This is a genomic window from Neisseria weixii (assembly GCF_042658245.1).
In the GTDB taxonomy this organism is placed as follows: Bacteria; Pseudomonadota; Gammaproteobacteria; order Burkholderiales; family Neisseriaceae; genus Neisseria; species Neisseria weixii.
Genome location: NZ_JBHSPY010000037.1, coordinates 1 through 23,956, shown reverse-complemented (window position 1 = coordinate 23,956; position 23,956 = coordinate 1). Strand labels below are relative to the sequence as shown.

Below are 23,956 nucleotides of genomic sequence, written 5' to 3'. Positions count from 1 at the left end.
TTAAATTTTAGATTTTGCGTTTTTTTGTCATGGATAAACTACAGGGAAGCTATGACAAAAAAACGCAAAACTATGACAAAACGCGCGCTACCTTACACACGCCATGCCAACCGTGCGCCTGTACGGCTTTCATCAGCTCCACCGAATAATGGCTGCGGCTGCTGCCTTCTAAGCCGTGAAACAACACCAGCAAAGGGGCAACGGGGTCGGCAGCATCGACAAAATCATAGGCAATCTGCGTTTGGCCGGTGCTGTCGGGCAGCAACTCGCGGCGGTAAAGCGGCGGTTTGCCTTGCAGGGTTTTGGCGAAAATGGTTTCGGCGTTGCCGTTATGCAGCCAAAACGGGGTATTCGGGGGCGCAAAATGTTTCATTGGACAAAACGTTTCCGGAAAAAGCAATAATACAAGGCCAGCGTGGTGAGCACACCGTTGGTCCAGCCGACCCACACGTCAGTCGGGTAATGCACGCCCAAATACATGCGCGAATAGCCCATCAACAAGGCAAAGCAAATGCCTGCCAACAAGATAATGCCGCGATGGCGCGAACGCATACAGAGCAAGAAAGTGATGGTTGCCAAGGCAGCGGAAAAAGTGCTGTGGCCGCTGGGAAACGAGCTGTTGGTCTCGGCGATGATGCGCGGCCAAAATTCAGGGCGCGGGCGTGATATGAAAAATTTGACCGCCAGCATAATCAGCGTCGGCAGCAGGGTGCTTAAGCCGATAAACAGGCCGTAATCGCGCCTTCCGCTGAGCAGCAGCCACACCACCAGCAAGGCAATCACCGGCACCGCCAGCGAAGTTTTGCCGGCATAGTGCATCACGCCGGCAATCGGGGTAAACCATTCGCCGGTGTGGGTGTGAATCCACATCATGAGCAGTTCTTCAAAAGCGAAACGGTGGCCGGCAATGACATGAGCCGCGATGATGCCCGCCAAGACCAATAATGCGACACAGACAACCAGGATAAGGGTAGGGCGGACGGTGTGCGGGGGAGGAGCTTGGAAATTCATTGAAATGCTTGAAATCTCGATAATTCGGTATGTTGGTAAAGGGGAAGCTATAAAAATCCCGATATTGATAGTTTATTGCATTGGTTTTTGATAATTATTGCTTTTTTCTGATTGGAAAAGCAGGTAAAAGCTACGGCTTTGCCATACAAAACTTGCTATTCTGTCATTAAAAGGGTATGGGACACAATGCCGTCCCGAACACACAAACCATTGCCGTGCAGTTCAGGCGGCATATAACAAGGCGTCAAGCGTTAAGGTAAAAAACCGCAAACGCCGTTTTACCTAGCATACGGAGGTTATCATGCCAGTCTTCTTTTTAAATGTGATTATGGTCATCGGCTTCGCATCGCTGGCAACGCTGGCGGCGTTGTGGGTCAGCGAGCCGGATTTGTAACTCAGTCTTTTATTTGATTCAAAAAGGCCGTCTGAAATATTGGTTTTCAGACGGCCTTTTGCCGCCCAATTATTTTTCAAACAGTATCTTTCAGTTCTGCCCCCAAATCACGCAAATGCTGCAACACATCCGCCCACGCCGTATCCAGCAGCGCACAAGCCGATCCTTCGGCCTTAATGCCGAAATCAATATGCGAATGCACGCGCCGGCCGTTACCGTCGGTGCGCGCCACCGTGGGCAGACTGTACGAGCGCACGCCGGGATAAGTTTGCTCGATGTATTCCATCAGCGGCGTCAGGCGCGATTCGGGCTGGCCGAATACATACACGCTGCGAAAACCGCTTTCTATCTGATTGAAGCGCTCGGCGTAATAGGTATCCAATACCCATTCGGCCATCGGATGTGCCATCACCGGAAAACCGGGAAAAAAATAATGCTCCCGAATCGAAAAACCGGCGATGTTGTTGAACGAATTTGGCACCGGTTCCGCGCCTTCGGGAAAATCGGCCATATTGAGCCGCTGCGCGTGTTCGGCCGAATCGAGCAGTTCGCTGCGCTGGAGTGTCACGCCTTCGATGTTTTTCGCTGCTTCAGGGTGGCGTATTAACGGGAGGTCCAACGCCGCTGCCGCCGCTTGGCGCGTGTGGTCGTCGGGGGTCGCACCGATGCCGCCGGTCACAAAGGTCGGCATGCCGTCTGAAAAACTGCGCTGAAGCTGGCGCACCAGCAATTCAGGCTCATCCGGCAGATACTGCACCTGATTGAGCTTGAGGCCGCGCGATTCCAACAAAGATTTGAAAAAAGCAAAATGCTTGTCTATCCGCGTGCCGTGCAGGATTTCGTCGCCGATGATGATGAGGTTGAATAAATGTTGTCGCTCTTTCATAATTTTTCTCTCCAGAGGCCGTCTGAACGTTTTTTCAGACGGCATGAGTATTCAATCTAAAAGGAAAATGATGCGTGAATATCGGTTAAAGCAGCCGCTGAATGTGTGGGACAGTTTGGAAACTGCATGCTATGCCGCCTTCGGTTTGCTGCTGTTGCTGACGGAAAACAGCTGGGGCATGTTAATCGGTTTGGCCTTGTTTGCCATGGCCGCATGGACGATATGGCGTGATTTCGACAAACGTTGCCGTGAAATTGTGTTTTCAGACGGCCAGATTGAGCAAGTCAGCCGGCGCGGCAGAGAAGCCTTGGAGGTGGCGGATTTTTGCGGCGCAGCAACATTTAGCGACACGCAGCGCGGCAGAGTCGGCAATGTGTATCAGACTGCGCTGGGTCCTACAAACCACCTTGCTCAGCCATTGCTGCTGCACACAGTCGTACAATCGTTTACACATTTGCCGGCGCAGCCGCCGCAAGCTGCTGATCAAGTTCGCCGACAGATTGCGGAAATCTCAGGTTTGCATGATTTTGGCGATGTGGGTGCCGCAACTTTGTCGGAGCTATACGCCAAATGCTGTTTTTTAAAATGAAAGGAGGGCGGTTTGTTTAGAAAATCCGCTTTTTCAGGCGGCCTAAACTGGATTATCTGCCGTATTTATAAGATAATAAACCCAATTTTACAAAGCGGGCAGCCGTGCCCATTTATTTTTAGTCTGACAGGATTTTTTATGAGCCAAAATCATACCATTTTACAGTCGCTGCCGACCGGCCAAAAAGTCGGCATCGCCTTTTCCGGCGGCCTGGATACTTCGGCCGCGTTATTGTGGATGAAACTGAAAGGCGCGCTGCCTTACGCCTACACCGCCAACTTGGGTCAGCCTGACGAAGACGATTACAACGCCATTCCGAAAAAAGCGCTGGAATACGGTGCAGAAGCCGCCCGCCTGATCGACTGCCGCGCGCAATTGGCGCACGAAGGTATTGCTGCGATTCAGTGCGGCGCGTTCCACGTTTCCACCGGCGGCATCACTTATTTCAACACCACGCCGCTGGGCCGGGCCGTGACCGGTACCATGCTGGTGTCGGCGATGAAAGAAGACGATGTCAACATTTGGGGCGACGGTTCGACCTACAAAGGCAATGACATCGAGCGTTTTTACCGCTATGGCTTAGTTACCAACCCGAATTTGAAAATCTACAAGCCTTGGCTCGACCAGCAGTTCATCGATGAATTGGGCGGCCGCCAGGAAATGAGCGAGTTTTTAATCGCCAACGGCTTTGATTACAAAATGTCGGTAGAAAAAGCCTATTCCACCGACAGCAACATGCTCGGCGCCACCCACGAAGCCAAAGATTTGGAATTTTTGAACAGCGGCATCAAAATCGTCAAACCGATTATGGGTGTGGCTTTCTGGGACGAAAGCGTCGAAGTGAAGCCGGAAGAAGTGAGCGTGCGCTTTGAAGAAGGCGTACCGGTAGCCTTAAACGGCAAAGAATACGCCGATCCGGTGGAATTGTTCTTGGAAGCCAACCGCATCGGCGGCCGTCACGGCTTGGGCATGAGCGACCAAATCGAAAACCGCATCATCGAAGCCAAATCGCGCGGCATCTACGAAGCCCCCGGCATGGCCTTGCTGCACATCGCCTACGAGCGCCTGCTCACCGGCATCCACAATGAAGACACCATCGAGCAATACCGCATCAACGGCCTTCGCCTCGGCCGCCTGCTGTATCAAGGCCGCTGGTTTGACAGCCAAGCCCTGATGCTGCGCGAAACCGCCCAACGCTGGGTGGCCAAAGCCATCACCGGCGAAGTAACCCTCGAACTGCGCCGCGGTAACGACTACTCGATTCTGAATACCGAGTCGCCAAACCTGACCTACCAAGCAGAACGCCTGAGCATGGAAAAAGTGGAAGATGCCGCGTTCACCCCGCTCGACCGCATCGGCCAATTGACCATGCGCAATTTGGACATCGCCGATACCCGCGCCAAATTGGGCATCTACTCGCAAACCGGTTTGCTGCAATTGGGCGAAGGTTCGGTATTGCCGCAATTGGGCGAGAAAAAATAATTCAGTTGATTTGAGCTGATTGAATGATCAAGGCCGTCTGAAACACACGTTTTCAGACGGCCTTACTTTTGTAAAACTTCATCAGCAGCAATAGAAATCTTTAAAGCCGTCATTCCCGTGCAGGTGGGAATCCATCTTGGTATTTAAGAAACCTATTTATTTAATAGTTTGTTATGCTGAAAAATGGATTCCCGCCTGCGCGGGAATGACGGCTGTCGTTGTGTACACCGATTTGTGAAAGTATTTGGCGGAGGGCTCAACCTTTTATAAAGACAGAACTTACCCCTGATTCTTCCACGTCAAGGCCAAATCATACAGCACCTTTTTGCTCTCGCCGGTAATCTTCGCCGCCAAATCGGCGGCTTGTTTGGTCGGCAGTTCGTCGGCCAAGACTTTCATGACGTTTTGCGCGTGTTCGGGCAAATCGCTGCTTTTTTCCTTAACGGCCGGATGCAGAACCAACACCATTTCGCCGCGGGTTTGGTTGCTGTCTGCCTGTAAGGCCGTCTGAATTTCGCTGACCGTGCCGCTGAGGAAGGTTTCAAAGGTTTTGGTGATTTCGCGCGCCAACACCAATTCGCGCTCAGGGAACAGGGCGGCCATGTCGGCCAGCGCGGCTTCGATGCGGTGCGGTGTTTCAAACATCACAATCGGGTAATCGGCTTCTGCCCATTTGGCCAACAGTTTCTGCCGTTCGCCCGATTTCGGCGGCAAAAAGCCGTTGAAATAGAAATTCGGCTCGCTCACCCCGGCGGCGCTGAGTGCGCCCATCACTGCGCTGGCGCCGACCACCGGCACCACTTTATAGCCGGCTTGGCGCACGCGTTGGGCCAGTTTCGCACCGGGGTCGCACACGGCAGGCGTGCCCGCATCGGATACTTGCGCCACCATCAGGCCGTCTGAAAGGTACCGGATGATTTTATCGGCCATGTGCTGCTCGTTTTGCTCGCGCACGCTGATGAGTTTGCCCTGTATGCCGTAGGCGCTCAATAATTGGGCGGTCACGCGCGTGTCTTCGGCGCAGATGATGTCGGCGGTTTTCAATACGGCCAAGGCGCGCAGGGTAATGTCGGCCAAATTGCCGATGGGGGTGGCGACCACGTATAATGTTTGCGCGCTCAGGCTGTCGCAGGCTTTTTGATGGTGTTTTTGAATCATGATGTTATGCGGCTTTGAATGCCGTCTGAAGGAAAGTGCGTTCATTATATAATAAGGGGAACAAGATATGCGTTTAAACCACAAACAGGGCGCGGCAGGCGAAGATGCGGCGCTGGCTTTTTTGCAGCAGCAGGGCTGCCGGCTGGTGGCGCGCAACTGGCATTGTCCGTATGGAGAAATCGACCTGATTGTCAAAAACGGTAACATGATTCTGTTTGTTGAAGTAAAATACCGCAAAAACTGGCAATTCGGCGGGGCGGCCTACAGTATTTCTTCGTCCAAATTATTGAAATTGCAACGAAGTGTAGAGTATTATCTGCAACAACACGGCCTGAATCACGCGCCATGCCGCTTGGATGCGGTGCTGATTCAGGGAAGCCAACCGCCCGAATGGGTGCAAAACATCACAGGTTGATTGATTAGATGACGACATTACAAGAGCGCGTGGCGGCGCATTTTAGCGAAAGTATCGAAGCCAAACGGCAGGCGGCGCAAGTGTTGGCCGAGCCGGCCGCAGAAGCCGCGCAATTGCTGCTGCAATGCTTGATGAACGACGGTAAAATTTTGGTGTGCGGCAACGGCGGTTCGGCTGCCGATGCGCAACATTTTGCCGCCGAGATGACCGGCCGTTTTGAAAAAGAACGCATGGAATTGGCGGCCGTGGCGCTCACCACCGACACTTCCGCACTCACCGCCATCGGCAACGATTACGGCTTCGATCATATTTTCAGCAAACAGGTGCGCGCTTTGGGCCGCTCCGGTGATGTGTTGATCGGGATTTCCACTTCGGGTAATTCCGGCAACGTCATCGAAGCGATGAAAGCGGCGCACGAGCGCGACATGCATGTCATTGCCATGACCGGCCGTGACGGCGGCAAAATGGCGGCCATGCTGAAAGACAACGATGTGTTGCTCAACGTGCCGCACCCGCGTACCGCCCGCATTCAGGAAAACCATATCCTGCTGATTCACGCGATGTGTGACTGCATCGACACCATGCTGCTCGAAGGCATGTGATTTCTGTTCAGACGGCCTCATTAAAAAGGCCGTCTGAAACCTGTTTGACATCATCCGAAAGGACGTTTATGAACAAACCATTCAAAACTTTATTGGCAGCGGCTTTGTTGGCAGCAACTTTGAGCGGCTGCGTCAGCGCTGTGGTCGGCGGCGCGGCTGTCGGCACCAAATCTGCGGTTGACCGCCGCACCACCGGCGCACAGGCCGACGACAATGTGATGGCTTTGCGTGTCGAGCAAACCGCATTGTCTTACCTGCGCCAAAACAACCAAACCGCTGATTACCAACCTAAAATCAATGTGGTCAGCTACAACCGCCGTTTGTTGTTGCTGGGTCAGGTAGCCACCGAAGGCGAAAAACGTTTTGTCGAACAAATCGCCCGTTCCGAACAGGCTGCGGAAGGCATTTACAACTACATCACTGTAGCCACGCCTAGCCGTACTTTTGGTAACGTCAGCGCCGATACTTGGGGTACATCCAAAGTGCGCGCCACTTTGCTGGGCGTGAGTCCGGCCACCCAAGCACGCACCAAAATCGTCACTTACGACAACGTGACTTATGTGATGGGCATTCTCACGCCTGAAGAGCAGGCGTTGGTTACCCAAAAAGTCAGCACCACACTTGGCGTGCAAAAAGTCGTGACCCTCTATCAAAACTACGTTCCACAATAATAAAGAGGCCGTCTGAAACCGTTCAGACGGCCTTACCGAATCCTTGATTCGCCACACCAACGGACAGTTTCTATTCATGGCAAAACAGCAATTCCAACTCAGACCCAAACATTTAATCACGGCCACCTTGGTTGTGTGCGTTTTGGCCATTATTGTGCTGATTATCGGCGTGCTCGGCACCTTCAAACCGCGCGACGAAGAGCGCCGTCAGGAAGAGCAAGCACAAAAACAGCAACGCGAAGCCAATCGTGTTGAAGTATGGAAACCCAACGGCAGCAACAGTCAGGAAACCGTTATCCTGAACCCTGATGCCGTCAACGCGCCACGCCGTCAAGCAGGCGCACAAAACGCAGCGGATAGCGACGAACAGGCCGCGCGCAACCCATTTATCAATTCTTCGCCGTCACGCAGCCGTGCCGAATCGCGTGAATCGCCGGAGCAACCGCGTCGCGCCCGCCCACGCAGCGACAGCGAAATCAATCGTGCGCGTCCGGCAGAAACCCAGCCGGCCCAGCCGTCGCCATCGCTGCAAAGCCCGACAGTGGCGCCGCCGCGTCCGGCAGAGCAAGCCGTGCCTGTTCAACCCCATAGCGGGCCCAAGCCCGAACCACGTCCCGATCCGAAACCTGAGCCGCGGCCGGCACAGGCACCGCAACCTAAACCGCAGCAAAAAGAAGTCATTGATAATTTGTTCTGATGTGCTTGCGGCCAGCCACAGTTTTAAACCTTTCAGACGGCCTGAGACCTTTGCAAACTCCCCATCTTTGGTACAGCTCTTCGTTATGCGCTGCTCGAAAGCTTGCCTGTCTTGATGATAGGTCTGCGCTTTCTGCCCTGCGCTCACTTGGAACTGTACCTGAATCCGGGAGTTTGCAAAGGTCTCTGCCTAGGGAACGCTTAATATGCGTCCCATGACTAGGCAGTCTGAAAACATGAAGGAATGTATGAAATGATGGATCAAGTTGTAATCAAAACCCCAGAAGAAATCGAGAAAATGCGCGAGCTCGGCCGCTTGGTCGCCGAAGCACTCGATTACATTACCCCGTTTGTCAAACCGGGCATCACCACCAATGAAATCGACAAGCTGGTGTACGACTACCATGTCAATGTGCAAGGCGGCTATCCTGCACCTTTGAATTACGGCAATCCACCGTATCCGAAATCATGCTGTACTTCTGTCAACCATGTCATCTGCCACGGTATTCCGGATGACAAGCCTTTGAAAGAAGGCGATATTCTGAATATCGATTTAACCATTAAAAAAGACGGTTTTCACGGCGATTCCAGCCGCATGTTTACCGTTGGCGAAGTCAAACCGTTTGCCCAACGCCTGATTGACGTGACCCACGAATCGATGATGGCCGGTATCGAAGCAGTGAAGCCGGGCGCAACTTTGGGCGATGTCGGTTATGCCTGCCAGCAGGTGGCTGAGAATGCGGGCTATTCGGTGGTGCAGGAATTCTGCGGACACGGTATCGGCCGCGGTTTCCATGAAGCGCCGCAAGTTTTGCATTATGGCCAAAAAGGCCAAGGTCTGGTGCTCGAGCCGGGCATGATTTTTACCGTTGAACCCATGATTAACCAAGGCAAACGTCATTTGCGTATCCTCCCCGACGGTTGGACCGTGGTAACGAAAGACCGCTCTTTGTCTGCCCAATGGGAACACGAAGTTTTGGTGACCGAAACCGGCTATGAAATCTTGACCATCAGCCCGGCAAGCGGCAAACCATAATTAAATTGTTTAGTTTTGTAAAAATTTTGCGAAGTTTGGATTCATTCTTCAAAATAAAATATTGATTATTATGCAAATTATTTTTTGAAATATTTATGTAAGAAATATTTATTCGGATTATGACGAGTGCAATAAAACTTCTTTCGAATAATCTGTCTAATATATTTGTACGATGGGGTATTCATATAGATCTTATGCTTTAATTTAGTGCAGGCAATGTGTTTGCCTGACTGAGCAAGGTTTTTAGGGATACTGCTAGACTAAATATACGATAAGAAGGAAACCTCATGAAGTCGTTTGAGAAAATTGACAATATCCGCGACATCCGCAAAAAACTCGGTTTAAATCAAATGGACTTTTGGAGCCGCATCGGTGTGACCCAGTCCGGTGGTTCACGTTACGAGTCCGGCCGCAATATGCCTAAGCCGGTACGTGAGCTGTTGCGTCTGGTGCATATCGAACGCGTGGATTTGTCAAAAGTCAACCGCGATGATTTGGCTGTTGCTTCCTTGCTGAAAAACCGCGATCCGGAGCTGTATGCTTCTTTGAAAAAAGAAGCCAAGGCCGACAAAAATAAATAAGCTGTATTGTTTATGGCTGTCGCCAAGCAGAGGTAAACCCGAGGCCGTCTGAAACGCAAATCTCGTTTCAGACGGCCTTTTTGCGTTATAATCAAGCCTATTTCATTTTCGACATCCGCTGCCTTTTGAAGCGTAAACGTTTTATAGTGCAGGGCGGATGTTTTGTCATATTCCCACCAAACAGAATCCATCATGCTAGACAAATACAATCCCGCCGAAATCGAAGGCAAACATTATCAAAACTGGGAAAAACAAGGCTACTTCCAACCCCACATGGATTTGGCCAAGCCCGCATTCTCGATTCAACTGCCGCCGCCGAATGTAACCGGTACGCTGCACATGGGGCACGCGTTCAACCAAACCATTATGGACGGCTTGACACGCTACTACCGCATGAAAGGCTGCAACACCGCCTGGGTTCCCGGCACCGACCACGCCGGTATCGCCACGCAAATCGTGGTTGAGCGGCAATTGGCGGCAGCAAACATTTCACGCCATGATTTGGGCCGTGAAGCCTTCTTGGAAAAAGTATGGGAATGGAAAAACATTTCCGGCGGCACGATTACCGAACAAATGCGCCGCGTCGGCTGCTCGGCTGATTGGTCGCGCGAATACTTCACCATGGACGACGTGCGCGCCGAAACCGTGACCGAAGTGTTTGTGCGCCTGTTTGAACAAGGCCTGATTTACCGCGGCAAACGCTTGGTCAACTGGGATCCGGTGTTGGGCACCGCCGTGTCTGATTTGGAAGTGGAAAGCGTGGAAGAGCAAGGCTCGATGTGGCACATCCGCTATCCGCTGGCCGACACGCCGTCTGAAAGCGTGATTGTTGCTACTACCCGCCCCGAAACGCTGTTGGGCGACGTGGCCGTGGCCGTGAATCCCGAAGACGAACGCTATGCCCATTTCATCGGTAAAGAGCTGGTGTTGCCGCTCACCGGCCGTAAAATTCCGGTGATTGCCGACGGATATGTGGAAAAAGATTTCGGCACCGGCTGCGTGAAAATCACCCCGGCACACGATTTCAATGACTACGAAGTCGGCAAACGCCACGACACCGTTTTAGTGAACGTGTTCGACTTGGAAGCCAAAGTATTGAGCCAAGCCGAAGTGTTTAACTTCAAAGGCGAAGCACAATCAGGCTTTGCCTTGCCGGAAAACTATGCCGGACTCGACCGCTTTGCCGCACGCAAAAAAATGCTGGCCGATTTGGAAGCGCAAGGCTTGCTGGCCGAAGTGAAACCACACACGCTGATGACGCCGAAAGGTGACCGCACCGGCTCGGTGATTGAGCCTATGCTCACCAGCCAATGGTTTGTGGCGATGTCGGCCACGCCAAACGGCGGCGAGCCGGAGAGTGAGTTTAAAGGCATGAGCTTGGCGCAAAAAGCCAAACACGCCGTTGACAGCGGTGCGGTAAAATTTATCCCTGAAAACTGGGTCAACACCTACAACCAATGGATGAACAATATCCAAGACTGGTGTATCTCGCGCCAATTGTGGTGGGGTCACCAAATTCCGGCTTGGTATGACGCGCAAGGCAATGTATTTGTTGCCCGAAACCAAGCAGAAGCAGAAAAATTGGCCGGCCAAACCGGTTTGACCCGCGATGAAGACGTGTTGGATACATGGTTCTCATCGGCGCTGGTGCCGTTTTCAACCTTGGGTTGGCCGTCTGAAACCGATGAATTAAAAGTCTTTTTGCCAAGCAATGTGTTGGTGACCGGCTACGAGATCATCTTCTTCTGGGTGGCGCGCATGATTATGATGACCACCCACTTCACCGGCAAAGTACCGTTTAAAGACGTGTACATCCACGGCATCGTGCGCGACCACGAAGGCAAAAAAATGTCCAAATCCGAAGGCAATGTGATTGACCCGGTGGATTTGATTGACGGCATCGATTTAGAGCAGCTGTTGGTGAAACGCACCACCGGCCTGCGCCGCCCTGAAAAAGCGCCGCAAGTGGTTGAAGCCACGAAGAAACTCTTCCCCGAAGGCATTCCTGTGTTCGGCGCCGACGCGCTGCGCTTCACTATGGCCAGCTACGCCAGCCTCGGCCGCAGCGTAAACTTCGACTTCAAACGCGCCGAAGGCTACCGCAATTTCTGCAATAAATTGTGGAACGCCACCAATTTCGTGTTGATAAACGTGGAAGACAAAGACTGCGGCCAAAACGAAACCGATCCGTTGGCCTATACCTTTGTTGACCAATGGATTATCGGCCGCCTGCAACAAACCGAAGCCGCCGTGACCGAAGCTTTCGACACCTACCGCTTCGATCTGGCCGCACAAACGCTGTATGAATTCGTGTGGAACGATTTCTGCGACTGGTACATCGAGCTGGCCAAAGTGCAAATCCAAACCGGCTGTCCGACCACACAGCGCACCACCCGCCGCACGCTCGTGCGCGTATTGGAAGTGATCCTGCGCCTGCTGCACCCGATTATGCCGTACATCACCGAAGAGCTATGGCAAACCGTCGCGCCGCTGGCCAACGCCAAGCAAACCGACAGCATCATGATTGCCGCATGGCCGGTAGCCGATGAAGGCAAAATCGTTCAGACGGCCTTTGATAAAATGACCGCGCTGCAAGACCTGATTGGCGCCGTGCGTAACCTGCGCGGCGAAATGGGCATTGCCCCGAACGTCAAAGCGCCGTTGTTTATCGAAGGCAGCAACGACATTGAAGACCTGCTGAAATACCTGCCGTCAATGACACGCCTGACCGAAGCCAAACTGGTTGAAACCCTGCCGGAAGGTGACGATGCTCCAGTAGCCGTATGCAACGGCGCACGCCTGATGCTGAAAGTGGAAATCGACAAAGCCGCCGAAACCGCGCGTCTGACCAAAGAAGCCGAAAAACTGCAAAAAGCCTTGGACAAACTCAACGCCAAACTGAGCAAACCCGGCTACACCGACAAAGCACCGGCGCATTTGGTTGAAAAAGACCGCGCCGAATTGGCCGAGTTGGCAGACAAAATGGCTAAAGTGCAAAGCCAATTGGCGAAATTGAAAGATTGATGATTGAGTTGAATAACTTGATTTTAGTCTTGCAATGATAACAAGGCCGTCTGAAAGTTTATCCTTTCAGACGGCCTTGTACTATATAGTCGGAGAATTGAAAAATGCCTAGGGTCGTGCCTTTTCATACGATTATGTACGGTCTTAGGTTCGCAGCTTTGTATGATTTGTTTACTTCTCCGACTATAAAATTAAGCCTCCAATCAAAACTATTGCGCCACTGCACCAATCACACCTTGCCAAGCATTTTTACCGTCGTGGTTCGCTTTACCGGTAAGTACGCTGCCGTTTGCACCATAAAAGCCACCGCTGAATGTCCCGTTTAAGACAGGCCGGTTGCCGCTGTTGTCGTGAAAAAACAAATGACCGCCGATATCGCCGCGTTCTCCTACTGAGACACGCAACGGGCTTTTGGGTGAACGGTCTTGATGTAATTCCCAAAGGCCGCCCTTATTGTCATGAATCATCATCGACAAGGTTTTGCTGCCGCCGTAGTATTTTGCAGTCACATCAGCGTTCAGGAAATCAGTTGGGCTGTCAGTATAGTGATAATACATATTACCGCGATAGCTGATTTCATTGTCGCTTACCGGGCGGCGCATTTGGCTTCCATCTGCGCTTTGCAGGTAGTGGTAAACAATTTCCGTGCCTTCATATTCGCCGTAATCATTCATTTTTGGGCGGTTGACGGCGGCGAAGCCGTAGTAGCCGGTAATTTTGCCGTTGCTGTCACGCAGCGTGCGGATGTCCTTTTGGATGAATTGGTCTTGTGGCTGAACCAGCTCGATTTCTACCGTTTTACCTTGGCCGTTAAACACCATTTTCAGCGTATCGTCCAGCAGCAGACCGTGACGGTTTTCTAAACTTAACCGGCTGAATACATCTTGGTCACTTTCAACGGCAGTTTTGGGAGCTTCCTCTTTGGGCTGATCAGACTGTGGTGTATTTGCCTCAACTTTGGGCTGAACGGAGTGAGATGGTTTGATGCCGGTTTTCGGTTCTTCCGGCTGCATTTTTACAGGTGGTTGAACTGGATGGCCCGGCTGATCGGCATCGGTATTAGGTGAAGCAGGAACGCTCGGCTTATCGGCCGGTTCATGATTCGGTGTTTCAGATTTGGCCGTCTGCCCAATTTTCTCCGGAGATTGGGCAGACGGTGTCGGCGCAGCACTCGGCGATTTACCGCCGCCACCGCCGCAGGCAGCCAATAGACAAATGCTCAATATAGTGAGCGGAAAGATGTTCAGAAGATTTTTTTCACGTTGCATCATGTCGTTTCCCTTACCTTAATAGTTAAAATCAAAATTATGCGGCTTGGTGGCCGCTATCGCTTTTATTTGTTCTTTGCTTGCTGATTAAGATAGGTTAAATAAGGCTTAGCCTATTTATAAGTTTTCAAGATTTAATCTATTATACGACTCGCATAATAGCCGAACCAAATGCTGTTATCGATTTTGAAACGATAACAAGAGAAAGTGTTGCTTTTAGAGTATTAGAGCTATTCAACTAAATTTCAATAAAGTATTTATATGCCTAATTGATTTTTCAGACGGCACATATAAATAACGTATAATCCGATTATAACGCTGATTAAAGATCAAAGATTATGCAACCACCCACCGAAAACCATCATCAAAACTGAACCGTTTCCAAAAAAAAAAATGCCACCGATGAAGCCCAAGCAGGAAAAGTGGGCGGATATTTCCGCAGAGCACGGCTTAAGTGGCGAATGGGCGGTAGCTGCGTGCTTGGATGAAACGCAGGTGAGTGATGAGCAGATTGAGATGATTGAGATGATTGCAAATTTGTTTGGCAGATAAAGTAAAATGCCGTCTGAAGACAATATGTTTTCAGGCGGCATTTTCAGTTCGATCCTATTTTATTGCGAAACATTCAATTTTTTCTGTTCCAACTTCATCACGCCGCGGTGGGTCATGTAGCAGCAGAAAATACAAGCCACTACGGCGAACAGTAGCAGGTAGAAGCCAGCGTCCCAGCCGTAGCGTTCAGCCAAAATACCGAACAGGGCGGTACCGGAGAAGCTGCCCAACACATAGCTCAACAGGCCGCGCAAGCCGGTGGCGGAACCAGCAGCGAATGACGGCACCAATTCGATGGTTTGCAATGACGATAAGAACATCGGCACGTAAATCAAGCAGCCGACAATGCCCGCGCCGATGGTGACGGTGGACAAGTCTTGTCCACCCCAGTAGGCGAAGATGGCGGCGCCCACACCAAGCAAGGTGACGATAGCCAACGGCATGCGTTTGCCTTTGAAGTATTTGTCGGTCACATAACCGGCCAGCAGGGTTGACGGAATCGCTGCCCATTCGAAAATGGCAAACGCGGTAGCCATTTGGCCTTTACTGAAGCCTTTGGTTTCCAAGAGATACAGCGGCAGCCAAGTCAATACGCCGAAGCGGATCATGTAGGTGAAGACGTCGATAAAGGAAACGAACCAAACATTGATGTCTTTTAAGATGTATTCTTTGAAAATCTGCCAAGTGGTTAAGTTGACGTCTTCGGTTTTAGTCACCACCAATTCTTCGTCGGCATTGTTCAGAATTTGGTTCATCGGCGGCAAACCTTCGTTGTAGGTACGGCCTTTACCGAAAATGTAGAAAATCAAAGCTACTACGGCTGCAATGGCGGTCGGCACGATAAAGTGCGCGGCCTGCCAATGTTCCGTACCGAGCCAAGCGATGGCGCCACCGGCAATCGGTGCTACCAAGCCGCCGCCGACGTTGTGGGAAATATTGAAAAAGGCGGTGGTCACGCCGCGTGATTTACGTGGGAACCAGCTGGCCAATACCACATAAGCCGGGCCTGCGCCCATGCCTTGGAAAATGCCGTTGAGGATACACAGAAACAGGAAAATCCAAAATGAAGCGGAAAAACCCATCATTAGGTTGACCACGCCCGACATCACCAAACCGAAGATCATAAAGTGTTTCGGATTGGATTTGTCTGCCAGCGCCGACATCACACCTTTACTGATGCCGTACACCACCAACATGGTGCCGGAAATAAAGCCGATGTCTTTTTTGGTAAATCCGAACTCGCTGATTAATTCAGGCGATGAGAGCAGGAAGTTGTTGCGCAGGATATAGTAGGCGGCATAGCCGATGAAAATGCCGAATAAAGCCTGCCAACGCAAGCGGTTGTATCGGTCGAGTATTTCCGCTTCGGGTACAGGCGTGCCCGGTTTGGACTTCAAGAATGACAACATAAAACATCCTTAGATTTACATGGGAAAAATAAATCAAGCTGCGCAAAGCCTGCAGATTGATTGCTAGAAGGAAAGATAAATATTACAAAATTGTGACAATTGTAATGTAATGCTAAGTAGCCGCCTACTCAATTACCTATCAAACTTGACTTATGACAATTAAAAGGGCCGTCTGAAACTTATTCCTGTTTCAGACGGCCTGAGGCCTTTATTCATAAATTTTCAAATCATTCAAAAATGAAACAATACCAAGCTCAAGGCAATCACGGCCATGCCGGAAGTCAGGCCGTACACGGTTTCGTGGCCGTCTGAATAGCGTTTGGCGGCGGGCAATAATTCGTCTAAGGCAAGAAACACCATCACGCCGGCGATGATGCCGAATACGCTGCCGAAAATGGCCGGAGAGAGAAACGGTTTGAGCAGGGTGTAGCCCAAAATTGCGCCCAAAGGTTCGGCCAAACCGGACGCAAGGCAGGCTAAGACGGTAAGTTTGCGGTTGCGCGTGGCGAAGTAAACCGGCGCAGCAATCGAAATACCTTCGGGAATGTTGTGTATGGCAATGGCAAAAGCCAGTGGCATGCCGAGTGTCGGGCTTTCGAGTGTGGCGAAAAAAGTGGCCAAGCCTTCGGGGAAATTGTGCGCGGTGATGGCAAACGCCGCCATCATACCGATGCGGGCGACGTGTTGACGGCGGCTTTCTTGGAACGCAGGATCGTTGGCATCTAAAGTTTCGTGCGGGTTGGGCACAAGGCGGTCAATCAGTGCAATGGCGGCCATGCCGATTAAAAAAGCAATCGTGGCGGCAGCAAAGCCATGCGATTCGCCGTGGGCTTGAGCGAAAGCTTCTCTGGATTTGTCGAAAATTTCGGTGAGCGGCACATAAACCATCGCGCCACCTGCAAAGGCCAAACCAAACGATAAGGCGCGAGGATTGGGTGTTTTGGAAAACATACCAAGCCGCTGCCCAATACGGTAAACAAGCCCGCGGCCAGCGTGATGCCGAAGGCCGTCCAAAGATTAGATGAGCTGATTTCTAACATGATGTGTGTGATGACGTTATTTATTAAAACGCAAACAGATTATTATAAAAAATAATAGTTATCATTAATATTTTTTGAGTGAGCGAGTGTGGAGCGGCGCATTAATTTTGCTGTGTGGAGCGGCGATAAAATAATTGAACAATAAGCCCTGATGCAGGTAACGCGGTTTAGCCGTAAAAATTCGGTGCAAGGCTTGAAAAAACGCGGCGACTGGGGGAAACTGATGCCGATTTCAATATAAAGGAGCTGCCATGAGCCAACCGATTTTAGCCGTTACCAGCGGCGAACCTGCCGGTATCGGCCCCGATATTTGTTTGGATGTGGCTTTTGCCGATTTGCCTTGCCGTCCGGTGGTGTTGGGTGACAAGACTTTATTGCAACAGCGTGCCGATATGCTGGACAAAACCGTGCAATTGGTTGATTTTGATGCGCAAAGGCCGTCTGAAAAACAAAGCGGCGTATTGGAAGTGTGGCATGTGCCGCTGAATCAACCATGCGAAGCAGGCCGTCTGAATCCGGATAATGCGGCGTATGTATTGCAATTATTGGATACGGCTTACCAAGGTATTTCAGACGGCCTGTTTGCCGGTATGGTAACCGCGCCGTTGCACAAAGGCGTGATTAACGACGGCCATGCCAGTGGGCATTTTTTCAGCGGCCACACCGAATATTTGGCCGAAAAAAGCCATACCGAGCAAGTGGTGATGATGCTTGCCGGCGGCGGCTTGCGCGTGGCTTTGGCTACCACGCATCTGCCGTTGAAAGACGTGGCCGCAGCGATCACGCAGCCGTTGGTGGAATCGGTGGCGCAGATTCTGCACGCCGATTTGCGCGATAAATTCGGCATTGCCTGGCCGCGTATTTTGGTGACGGGCTTGAATCCGCATGCGGGCGAGGGCGGTCATTTGGGTTGGGAAGAAATCGAGGTGATTATACCCGCGCTGAACAATTTGCAAGCACAGGGCATCGATGTGCGCGGGCCTTATCCGGCCGATACCGTGTTCCAGCCGTTTATGCTCAAAGATGCCGACGCGGTATTGGCGATGTATCACGACCAAGGCTTGCCGACCTTGAAATACGCGGGCTTCGGGCAGGGCGTAAACGTGACTTTGGGTTTGCCGTTTATCCGCACATCGGTGGACCACGGCACAGCGTTGGATTTGGCGGGCAGCGGTAAAGCCGATTCGGGCAGCCTGATGATGGCGGTGGCAACCGCATTGGCAATGGCGCGCAACGGGCAGGTTCAGGCCGTCTGAAAATCGCATGTTTCAGACGGCTATTTGTTATACAATCACACCATTGCTTTTAATCACAGAGAGTCATCATGCAATACCGAATCCGCCGTCAAGGCGACCAAGTTCAAGAACATCCGGATCAGATGCCGTCTGAAAGCTGGGAGCGCCATACCTTGCGCGAAGTGCTTTTTGAAGCCTATCAAGACCGCCGACGCGCCCGCTTTTGGAAAAACTTTTGGCGTGTGATCGGCTTGCTGTTGTTTCTGTCGTTTATCTTCAGCATGAGCCAAGGCGGTAAGAAAAACAGTCCGATTGCAATCGGCACCAACAAAGCCCATACTGCCGTGATTAACTTAAACGGCACCATCGGCGGGGGGTACGGCGATCAAGTGCAGATGTTGCGCGAGAGCATGGAAGCAGCGTATAAAAACGGCAATGCCAAAGCGATTGTGATTCGTGCCAACAGCCCGGGCGGCTCGCCGGTGGTGTCGAATATTGCGTTTAACGAAATACGCCGTCTGAAAGCCTTGCATAAAAATGTGCCGGTATATGTGGTGGCGGAAGATACTTGTGCTTCAGGTTGCTATTACATTGCCGCGGCCGCCGATAAGATCTATGCAGACCCGTCCAGCGTAGTCGGCAGCATTGGTGTGATTAGCGGCGGTTTTGACGCTTCGGAAATGATGGATAAACTTGGCATCAAACGCCGTTTGAAAACATCAGGCAGCAATAAAGGCATGGGCGACCCGTTTATCCCGGAATCGCCCGAGCAGGCGAGAATTTGGCAGCAAATGCTGGATCAAATTCACGGCGAATTCATTAAGGCTGTGCGCGAAGGCCGAGGCAACCGTTTGAAAGAAAATCCTGATATTTTCAGCGGCCGTGTTTATACCGGCTTGGAAGCGAAAAATGTCGGGCTGATTGATGATTTTGGCAGCATTTACAGTGTGGCGCGCGATGTGGTGAAAGCGCCGGAATTGGTGAATTACACGCCGGAAGACGATTTAACCAAGTTGCTGAGCCGCCGTTTTGGTGCGGAAGTGAAAGCGAAAGTGGAAGAAACTTTGGCAGATATACTGCGTTGAGCGAGGTTGATTTATTCAGGCCGTCTGAACATCAGGCTTGGTGTTCAGACGGCCTTTTGGCATGTGATCTAACAATTCACCTGCTGAATTTTTTCGTTGATAAAACCAATAAAGCTGCGCACCTTCGCACTCAAAAAGGCGCGGTCGACATAAGCGGCATTGAGTTGTTCGTTAATCATGGTGTATTCGGGCAGCAGGCGCACGAGCGAACCGTCTTCTAAATCTTTTTGCACCACCAACAGCGGCTGATAGCCGATGCCGCCACCGGTTTTGACCAGTTCGCGAACCATCAGCGTATTGTCGGTAAGCATCACCGGTTTCAAGCTCAGTGTGGCTTTTTCTCCGCTGGCGGTGTGGGTTATTTCGACATTGCGCTGGTTGGTGTAGGACGGCAGAATCGCTTGGTGTTTTCCCACTTCTTCAAGCGTGGTCGGCTTGCCGTGTTGTCGGATGTATTCGGGTGAAGCCACCAAAACAAACTGAATCACCGCCAAGGGTTTCACAATCAGTGAAGGGTTGGGCGTTTTGGACACGCGCAAGGCCAAATCGAAACCTTCGGCAATCAAATCGACGTGGCGGTTGTCGAGCACCAAATCCAGCGTGACCTCAGGATAGCGTTCGCGGTATTCCACCAACCAGCTGCTGAACAGGCCGTTGGCAAACCAAAGCGGCATGGTTACGCGCAGCATGCCTTGCGGTTTGTCGGTGCCGCCGGCGGCTTTTTGCGCGGCGGTGTCGAGAGTGTCGAGTGCGTAGCTGCATTGGTGGTAGTATTCTTCGCCCGCCTCGGTTAAGTGCAGGTTGCGGCTGTTGCGGTGTAACAGCTTGGCTTGAATGGTGTTTTCCAAATGGCTGACGTGTTTGCTGGCCATGGCGGTGGAAATATTGAGCTGTTCGGCGGCGCGGGTAAAGCTGCCGTTCTGCACCACATGGCGAAAGACCTTAAGACTGAATAAGGTATCCATATTTTCTTATCCGGAAATGGTGTATCAATGAAAATAGTATATATTAACCAAAAGGAATTATCTATACTGCGTTTATTGAGATTAAACCACTAGAAAGCAAAATAATGAATTTCTTAACTCGTTTCCAACCCATGCTCTTGTCGATTCTGCGTATTGCCACAGCGTATATGTTTATGCTTCACGGTACGGCCAAGTTGTTTGCCCTGCCTTATATTGAAAGGTTTGACGGTTTGCAGATTTTTTCGATTTACGGCTTGGCCGGCATTTTGGAATTTGTTGGCGGGATTTTACTGCTGCTGGGCTTGTTTACCCGCCCTGTAGCGTTTATCCTGTCGGGGCAGATGGCGGTGGCCTATTTTATGGCGCACGCCGAACCCAACGTTTTACTGCCTTTGTTGAACGGTGGCGAAGCAGCCGCTTTGTTCAGCTTTATCTTCATTTATATTGCCGCAGCAGGCGGCGGCGCGTGGGCGGTGGATAATCAGTTTAAAAAATCTCATTGATATAAAAGGAATGAAAATGGCTTATCAAGATTTACAGCAAGCAGCAGAAACCCGTCGTTCTATTTACGGACTGAACAAAAACCTGCCGATCAGCAACGACGAAATCAAACAAATCATCGAGCATGCCGTGTTACACACGCCATCTTCGTTTAATTCGCAATCAACACGTGTGGTGGTGCTGTTTGGCGTGGAACACGAAAAAGTACGGGGCTTTATAGAAGATGCCTTGCGCCAAATCATTCCGGCCGAAAAATTTGCACCGACTGAGCAAAAATTGAGCGGTTTCAAAGCCGGAGCCGCGACTGTTTTGTTCTTTGAAGACCAAACCGTGGTGAAAGGTTTGCAAGAGCAGTTCCCGTCTTACGCGGAAAACTTCCCGATTTGGGCCGAACACACCAACGCCATTCACTAGTATGCGGTTTGGGCGACTCTAGCTGCGGCCGGTGTCGGTGCCAACCTGCAACACTACAATCCGCTGCCGGATGCTGCGATTGCTAAAGAATATGACTTGCCGGAAAGCTGGCAGCTGCGCGCACAAATGGTTATCGGCGGTATTGAAGTGCCGGCGGGTGAAAAAGAATTTGCACCATTGGCAGAACGTTTGAAGGTATTTGGTGCGTGATTTTTGATTGAACAGAATCACGCCAATAGGCCGTCTGAAACTTTTCAGACGGCCTTTATCTTTGTATTTTTCAAGCAAACAACATTACAAGCCCGGGAACATCCCTTTCATGCCCTTCATGCCTTTAGCCATTTTCATCAGCTTCGACATGCCGTTGCCGCTGAACATTTTCATCATTTGTTGAGACTGCTCGAATTGCTTCAGCATTTTGTTTACTTCCTGCACGTTGGTACCGGCGCCGGCGGCGATGCGGCGTTTGCGGCTGGCTTTGATTAAAGCAGGATTGGCACGTTCTTTCGGGGTCATTGAATTGATAATAGCTTCAACTTTGCCCATGGCCTTTTCGGCGGTGCCTTCGGGGATTTGCTTGGAAATCTGGCCGAGTTCGCCAGGCATTTTCGACATCAGGTTTTCCAAACCGCCCATATTGCGCATCTGTTGGATTTGTTCTTTAAAGTCATTCAGATCGAAGCTTTTGCCTTTTTGGATTTTCTTCGCCATCTTGGCGGCAGCTTCTTCATCGATGCCGCGCTGAACGTCTTCAATCAGGCTCAATACATCGCCCATCCCCAAAATGCGGCTGGCGATGCGGTCTGGGTGGAACGGTTCCAAGCCGGTGACTTTTTCGCCGATACCGATGAATTTAATCGGTTTTCCGGTCACATGGCGCACAGACAAAGCCGCACCGCCGCGTGCATCGCCGTCCATTTTGGTCAGAATGACACCGGTAAGCGGTAAGGCTTCGTTGAAGGCTTGAGCGGTGTTCACCGCATCTTGGCCCAGCATGGAGTCGATGACAAACAGCGTTTCCACCGGATTGACGGCTGCATGAAGCGCTTTGATTTCGTTCATCATCTCTTCATCGATGGCCAGGCGGCCGGCGGTATCGACCATCAGTACATCATAGAAATGCTTTTTGGCATAATCCACCGCGGCGCGGGCGATATCGACCGGCTTTTGACTGATGTCGGAAGGGAAAAAATCCACACCGACTTGTTCGGCCAATAGGCGCAATTGCTCAATCGCAGCAGGGCGGTAAACGTCGGTAGACACCACCAGAATTTTTTTCTTCTGCTCGGTTTTCAGTAAGCGTGCCAATTTGCCGACAGTTGTGGTTTTACCTGCGCCCTGCAAACCGGCCATTAACACTATGGCAGGCGGGGTAACAGATAAATCCAGTGACGTGTTTTCTTTGCCCATCAATTCGATCAGGGCATCGTTTACCACGCCGATAAAGGCTTGGTCGGGTGTCAAGCTGCCGGCTACTTCTTGGCCGAGTGCTTTTTCTTTGACGTTGTTGATGAATTCCTTGACGACCGGTAAGGCAACGTCGGCTTCCAATAAAGCCAGACGGACTTCACGCAAAGCTTCTTTAATATTGTCTTCTGTTAATTTTGCATGGCCGCGGATGTTTTTCAAAACGCTGCTGAAGCGGCTGGTTAAGTTGTCTAACATGCTTATCCTTGATAATGAGAATAGCTGCCCACAAGAGAGCATTATTTGATAAAATAAAATCGGTTTTATTTTACACTATCGCACGCAGTTATGAATATGCGTACAGAGAAAGTTTGTTATGCCGATAATTTTGATTTGTCTGATGCTGGTGTATGCCGGCTTATCGGGCTTTGTGTGGATGCGCCATAAAAAACACAATAATCAAGCGTATCCCATCCATGCCGAATTAATGGTACTGGGCGTGGCGTTGCTGGTACATGGCGCGACCTTATTGATGCCGGTATTGAAAGATCAGGTGTTGATTACAGGTTTCGGCTATTCCATCAGCCTGATTGTCTGGCTGATGCTGATGATGTATTGTTTGGGCAGCTTCTTTTATTGTTTGCGCGGATTGCAATTACTGTTATATCCGTGTGCCGTGCTGTCTTTATTATTAGGTATGATTTTCCCAGGGAAATTCATCGGCTATGAAATCAGCGATATACCATTTATGCTGCATGTGGGTACATCATTATTGGCATACGGCTTATTTGGAATTGTCACATTGTTTGCCGTATTGATTTTGCTTCTGAACCGAAGCCTGCATAAACGCAAAATGTCTTCATTGGTAACATTTTTGCCGCCCCTGTTGAGCTTAGAAAAATTAATGTTCCGCGGTATGTTGGTTGGCTTTGTTTTGCTGACTTATTCTGTAGTCAGCGGAACTTTCTTCGCTGAAAGTGTATTTGGCAAGCCGGTAACCTTTACCCATAAAACTGTATTCGGTATTTTATCTTGGCTGATTTACGGTGGTTTATTGCTCAAACACAGTATGATGGCATGGCGTGGGAAGAAAGCTGCGATTTGGACGATTATCGGTTTTAGCAGTTTGGTACTGGCTTATGTCGGCAGTAAGTTTGTCTTAGAAATTATCTTGCCGCAATAAGCAAAATGGAAAAGAGCTGCTATGGAAGCAGCTCTTTTATTGGGATATTGCTTTGGTATTACCAGTCTCTTCTATTATTTTATAACCTTTGCTATCTTGGCTTTTTCTAAGTCGGCTGAAAATGAATTCATCACGACCATGACTTAAATGTAATAGATAGTTAACAAATGCGCAAGTATTATTTTGAATGATTTTCTACCACTAAAGTATTAAATAGAAATACATTTTGGTTGTAGGTTATGTTGAAGGTTATAGAGACATAGGCCGTCTGAAAAATTTGATTTCAGACGGCCTATGTTGATTGAGTGGCTGCTGTTTGGTATGGGGTTTTGAGATTTTTGTAATTTAGTAA

General features: G+C 50.6%; 21 protein-coding genes and 3 pseudogenes. 15 read left to right on the top strand and 9 right to left on the bottom strand.

Translation table 11 applies throughout. The features are described 5' to 3' along the window. Positions 1 to 97: 97 nt before the first annotated feature. The 3 genes and pseudogenes from ACFPVS_RS12295 to ACFPVS_RS12285 form a co-directional block, all read right to left on the bottom strand. A pseudogene (locus ACFPVS_RS12295) lies at positions 98 to 373 on the bottom strand (alpha/beta hydrolase); the annotation flags it as partial. Next, complete coding sequence (locus ACFPVS_RS12290; RefSeq protein ID WP_096294380.1) at positions 370 to 1,011, bottom strand: phosphatase PAP2 family protein; 642 nt, start codon at positions 1,009 to 1,011, stop codon at positions 370 to 372. The pseudogene ACFPVS_RS12295 and the gene ACFPVS_RS12290, both read right to left, overlap by 4 nt. A gap of 470 nt (positions 1,012 to 1,481) precedes the next feature. Further along, a complete protein-coding gene (locus ACFPVS_RS12285; RefSeq protein ID WP_378595821.1) occupies positions 1,482 to 2,291 on the bottom strand; it encodes a competence/damage-inducible protein A in 810 nt (269 codons plus the stop codon). A gap of 67 nt (positions 2,292 to 2,358) precedes the next feature. On the opposite strand from ACFPVS_RS12285, the gene ACFPVS_RS12280 reads away from it, so the two are divergent. After that, on the top strand, positions 2,359 to 2,880 hold the full coding sequence (locus ACFPVS_RS12280) for a hypothetical protein (RefSeq protein ID WP_232507460.1): 522 nt from the start codon (positions 2,359 to 2,361) through the stop codon (positions 2,878 to 2,880). 138 nt (positions 2,881 to 3,018) lie between these two features. Then, entirely contained in the window at positions 3,019 to 4,362 is a 1,344-nt protein-coding gene (gene argG, locus ACFPVS_RS12275) for an argininosuccinate synthase (RefSeq protein ID WP_096294382.1), read from the top strand. 279 nt (positions 4,363 to 4,641) lie between these two features. Here the strand turns inward: argG and rsmI are convergent, their stop codons facing one another. After that, positions 4,642 to 5,565, bottom strand: a complete 924-nt coding sequence (gene rsmI, locus ACFPVS_RS12270; protein ID WP_378595820.1) for a 16S rRNA (cytidine(1402)-2'-O)-methyltransferase — start codon at positions 5,563 to 5,565, stop codon at positions 4,642 to 4,644. 22 nt (positions 5,566 to 5,587) lie between these two features. Between rsmI and ACFPVS_RS12265 the strand changes: the two genes are divergently transcribed. From ACFPVS_RS12265 to ACFPVS_RS12235, 7 genes are all read left to right on the top strand, one after another. Then, the gene (locus ACFPVS_RS12265) at positions 5,588 to 5,935 is read left to right on the top strand and encodes a YraN family protein (RefSeq protein ID WP_096294384.1); all 348 of its coding nucleotides are present in this window, start codon (positions 5,588 to 5,590) and stop codon (positions 5,933 to 5,935) included. 8 nt (positions 5,936 to 5,943) lie between these two features. Continuing rightward, entirely contained in the window at positions 5,944 to 6,537 is a 594-nt protein-coding gene (locus tag ACFPVS_RS12260; RefSeq protein ID WP_096294385.1) for a phosphoheptose isomerase, read from the top strand. A 68-nt stretch (positions 6,538 to 6,605) separates the two neighbouring features. Next, positions 6,606 to 7,208, top strand: a complete 603-nt coding sequence (locus ACFPVS_RS12255) for a BON domain-containing protein (protein ID WP_096294386.1) — start codon at positions 6,606 to 6,608, stop codon at positions 7,206 to 7,208. Positions 7,209 to 7,284: 76 nt separating this feature from the next. Continuing rightward, positions 7,285 to 7,905 (top strand): hypothetical protein, encoded by a 621-nt coding sequence (locus tag ACFPVS_RS12250; RefSeq protein WP_123804094.1) that lies wholly within the window; start codon positions 7,285 to 7,287, stop codon positions 7,903 to 7,905. A 255-nt stretch (positions 7,906 to 8,160) separates the two neighbouring features. Continuing rightward, positions 8,161 to 8,940: a type I methionyl aminopeptidase gene (gene map, locus ACFPVS_RS12245; RefSeq protein WP_123804139.1), complete on the top strand. Its 780-nt coding sequence runs from the start codon at positions 8,161 to 8,163 to the stop codon at positions 8,938 to 8,940. Positions 8,941 to 9,227: 287 nt separating this feature from the next. Further along, entirely contained in the window at positions 9,228 to 9,521 is a 294-nt protein-coding gene (locus tag ACFPVS_RS12240; protein ID WP_095501722.1) for a helix-turn-helix domain-containing protein, read from the top strand. Between the two features lie 192 nt (positions 9,522 to 9,713). After that, the gene (locus ACFPVS_RS12235) at positions 9,714 to 12,545 is read left to right on the top strand and encodes a valine--tRNA ligase (RefSeq protein ID WP_378595819.1); all 2,832 of its coding nucleotides are present in this window, start codon (positions 9,714 to 9,716) and stop codon (positions 12,543 to 12,545) included. Between the two features lie 209 nt (positions 12,546 to 12,754). On the opposite strand, the gene ACFPVS_RS12230 is transcribed toward ACFPVS_RS12235, so the two are convergent. Further along, positions 12,755 to 13,816: a HupA family protein gene (locus tag ACFPVS_RS12230; RefSeq protein ID WP_123804092.1), complete on the bottom strand. Its 1,062-nt coding sequence runs from the start codon at positions 13,814 to 13,816 to the stop codon at positions 12,755 to 12,757. A 318-nt stretch (positions 13,817 to 14,134) separates the two neighbouring features. Between ACFPVS_RS12230 and ACFPVS_RS12225 the strand changes: the two genes are divergently transcribed. After that, positions 14,135 to 14,365, top strand: coding sequence for a hypothetical protein (locus ACFPVS_RS12225; protein WP_378595822.1), 231 nt, complete (start codon positions 14,135 to 14,137; stop codon positions 14,363 to 14,365). Between the two features lie 59 nt (positions 14,366 to 14,424). Here ACFPVS_RS12225 and ACFPVS_RS12220 read toward each other — a convergent pair whose 3' ends face one another. Continuing rightward, positions 14,425 to 15,774, bottom strand: coding sequence for an MFS transporter (locus ACFPVS_RS12220; RefSeq protein ID WP_096294389.1), 1,350 nt, complete (start codon positions 15,772 to 15,774; stop codon positions 14,425 to 14,427). A gap of 231 nt (positions 15,775 to 16,005) precedes the next feature. Beyond that, positions 16,006 to 16,814 (bottom strand): annotated as a pseudogene (gene zupT / locus ACFPVS_RS12215) (zinc transporter ZupT). A 251-nt stretch (positions 16,815 to 17,065) separates the two neighbouring features. On the opposite strand from zupT, the gene pdxA reads away from it, so the two are divergent. Together pdxA and ACFPVS_RS12205 are read left to right on the top strand one after the other, a co-directional pair. Beyond that, positions 17,066 to 18,070, top strand: a complete 1,005-nt coding sequence (gene pdxA, locus ACFPVS_RS12210; protein ID WP_096294390.1) for a 4-hydroxythreonine-4-phosphate dehydrogenase PdxA — start codon at positions 17,066 to 17,068, stop codon at positions 18,068 to 18,070. Between the two features lie 68 nt (positions 18,071 to 18,138). Then, entirely contained in the window at positions 18,139 to 19,134 is a 996-nt protein-coding gene (locus tag ACFPVS_RS12205) for a S49 family peptidase (RefSeq protein ID WP_096294391.1), read from the top strand. A gap of 68 nt (positions 19,135 to 19,202) precedes the next feature. On the opposite strand, the gene ACFPVS_RS12200 is transcribed toward ACFPVS_RS12205, so the two are convergent. Continuing rightward, positions 19,203 to 20,099: a LysR family transcriptional regulator gene (locus tag ACFPVS_RS12200; protein WP_096294392.1), complete on the bottom strand. Its 897-nt coding sequence runs from the start codon at positions 20,097 to 20,099 to the stop codon at positions 19,203 to 19,205. A gap of 104 nt (positions 20,100 to 20,203) precedes the next feature. On the opposite strand from ACFPVS_RS12200, the gene ACFPVS_RS12195 reads away from it, so the two are divergent. Both ACFPVS_RS12195 and ACFPVS_RS12190 read left to right on the top strand, forming a co-directional pair. After that, a complete protein-coding gene (locus tag ACFPVS_RS12195) occupies positions 20,204 to 20,602 on the top strand; it encodes a DoxX family protein (RefSeq protein WP_123804090.1) in 399 nt (132 codons plus the stop codon). A 16-nt stretch (positions 20,603 to 20,618) separates the two neighbouring features. Then, positions 20,619 to 21,224 (top strand): annotated as a pseudogene (locus ACFPVS_RS12190) (nitroreductase family protein). Positions 21,225 to 21,308: 84 nt separating this feature from the next. Here the strand turns inward: ACFPVS_RS12190 and ffh are convergent. Further along, on the bottom strand, positions 21,309 to 22,679 hold the full coding sequence (ffh, locus tag ACFPVS_RS12185; protein WP_378595818.1) for a signal recognition particle protein: 1,371 nt from the start codon (positions 22,677 to 22,679) through the stop codon (positions 21,309 to 21,311). Positions 22,680 to 22,797: 118 nt separating this feature from the next. Between ffh and ACFPVS_RS12180 the strand changes: the two genes are divergently transcribed. Next, positions 22,798 to 23,604, top strand: coding sequence for a cytochrome C assembly family protein (locus tag ACFPVS_RS12180; RefSeq protein WP_096294393.1), 807 nt, complete (start codon positions 22,798 to 22,800; stop codon positions 23,602 to 23,604). Positions 23,605 to 23,956 lie beyond the last annotated feature (352 nt).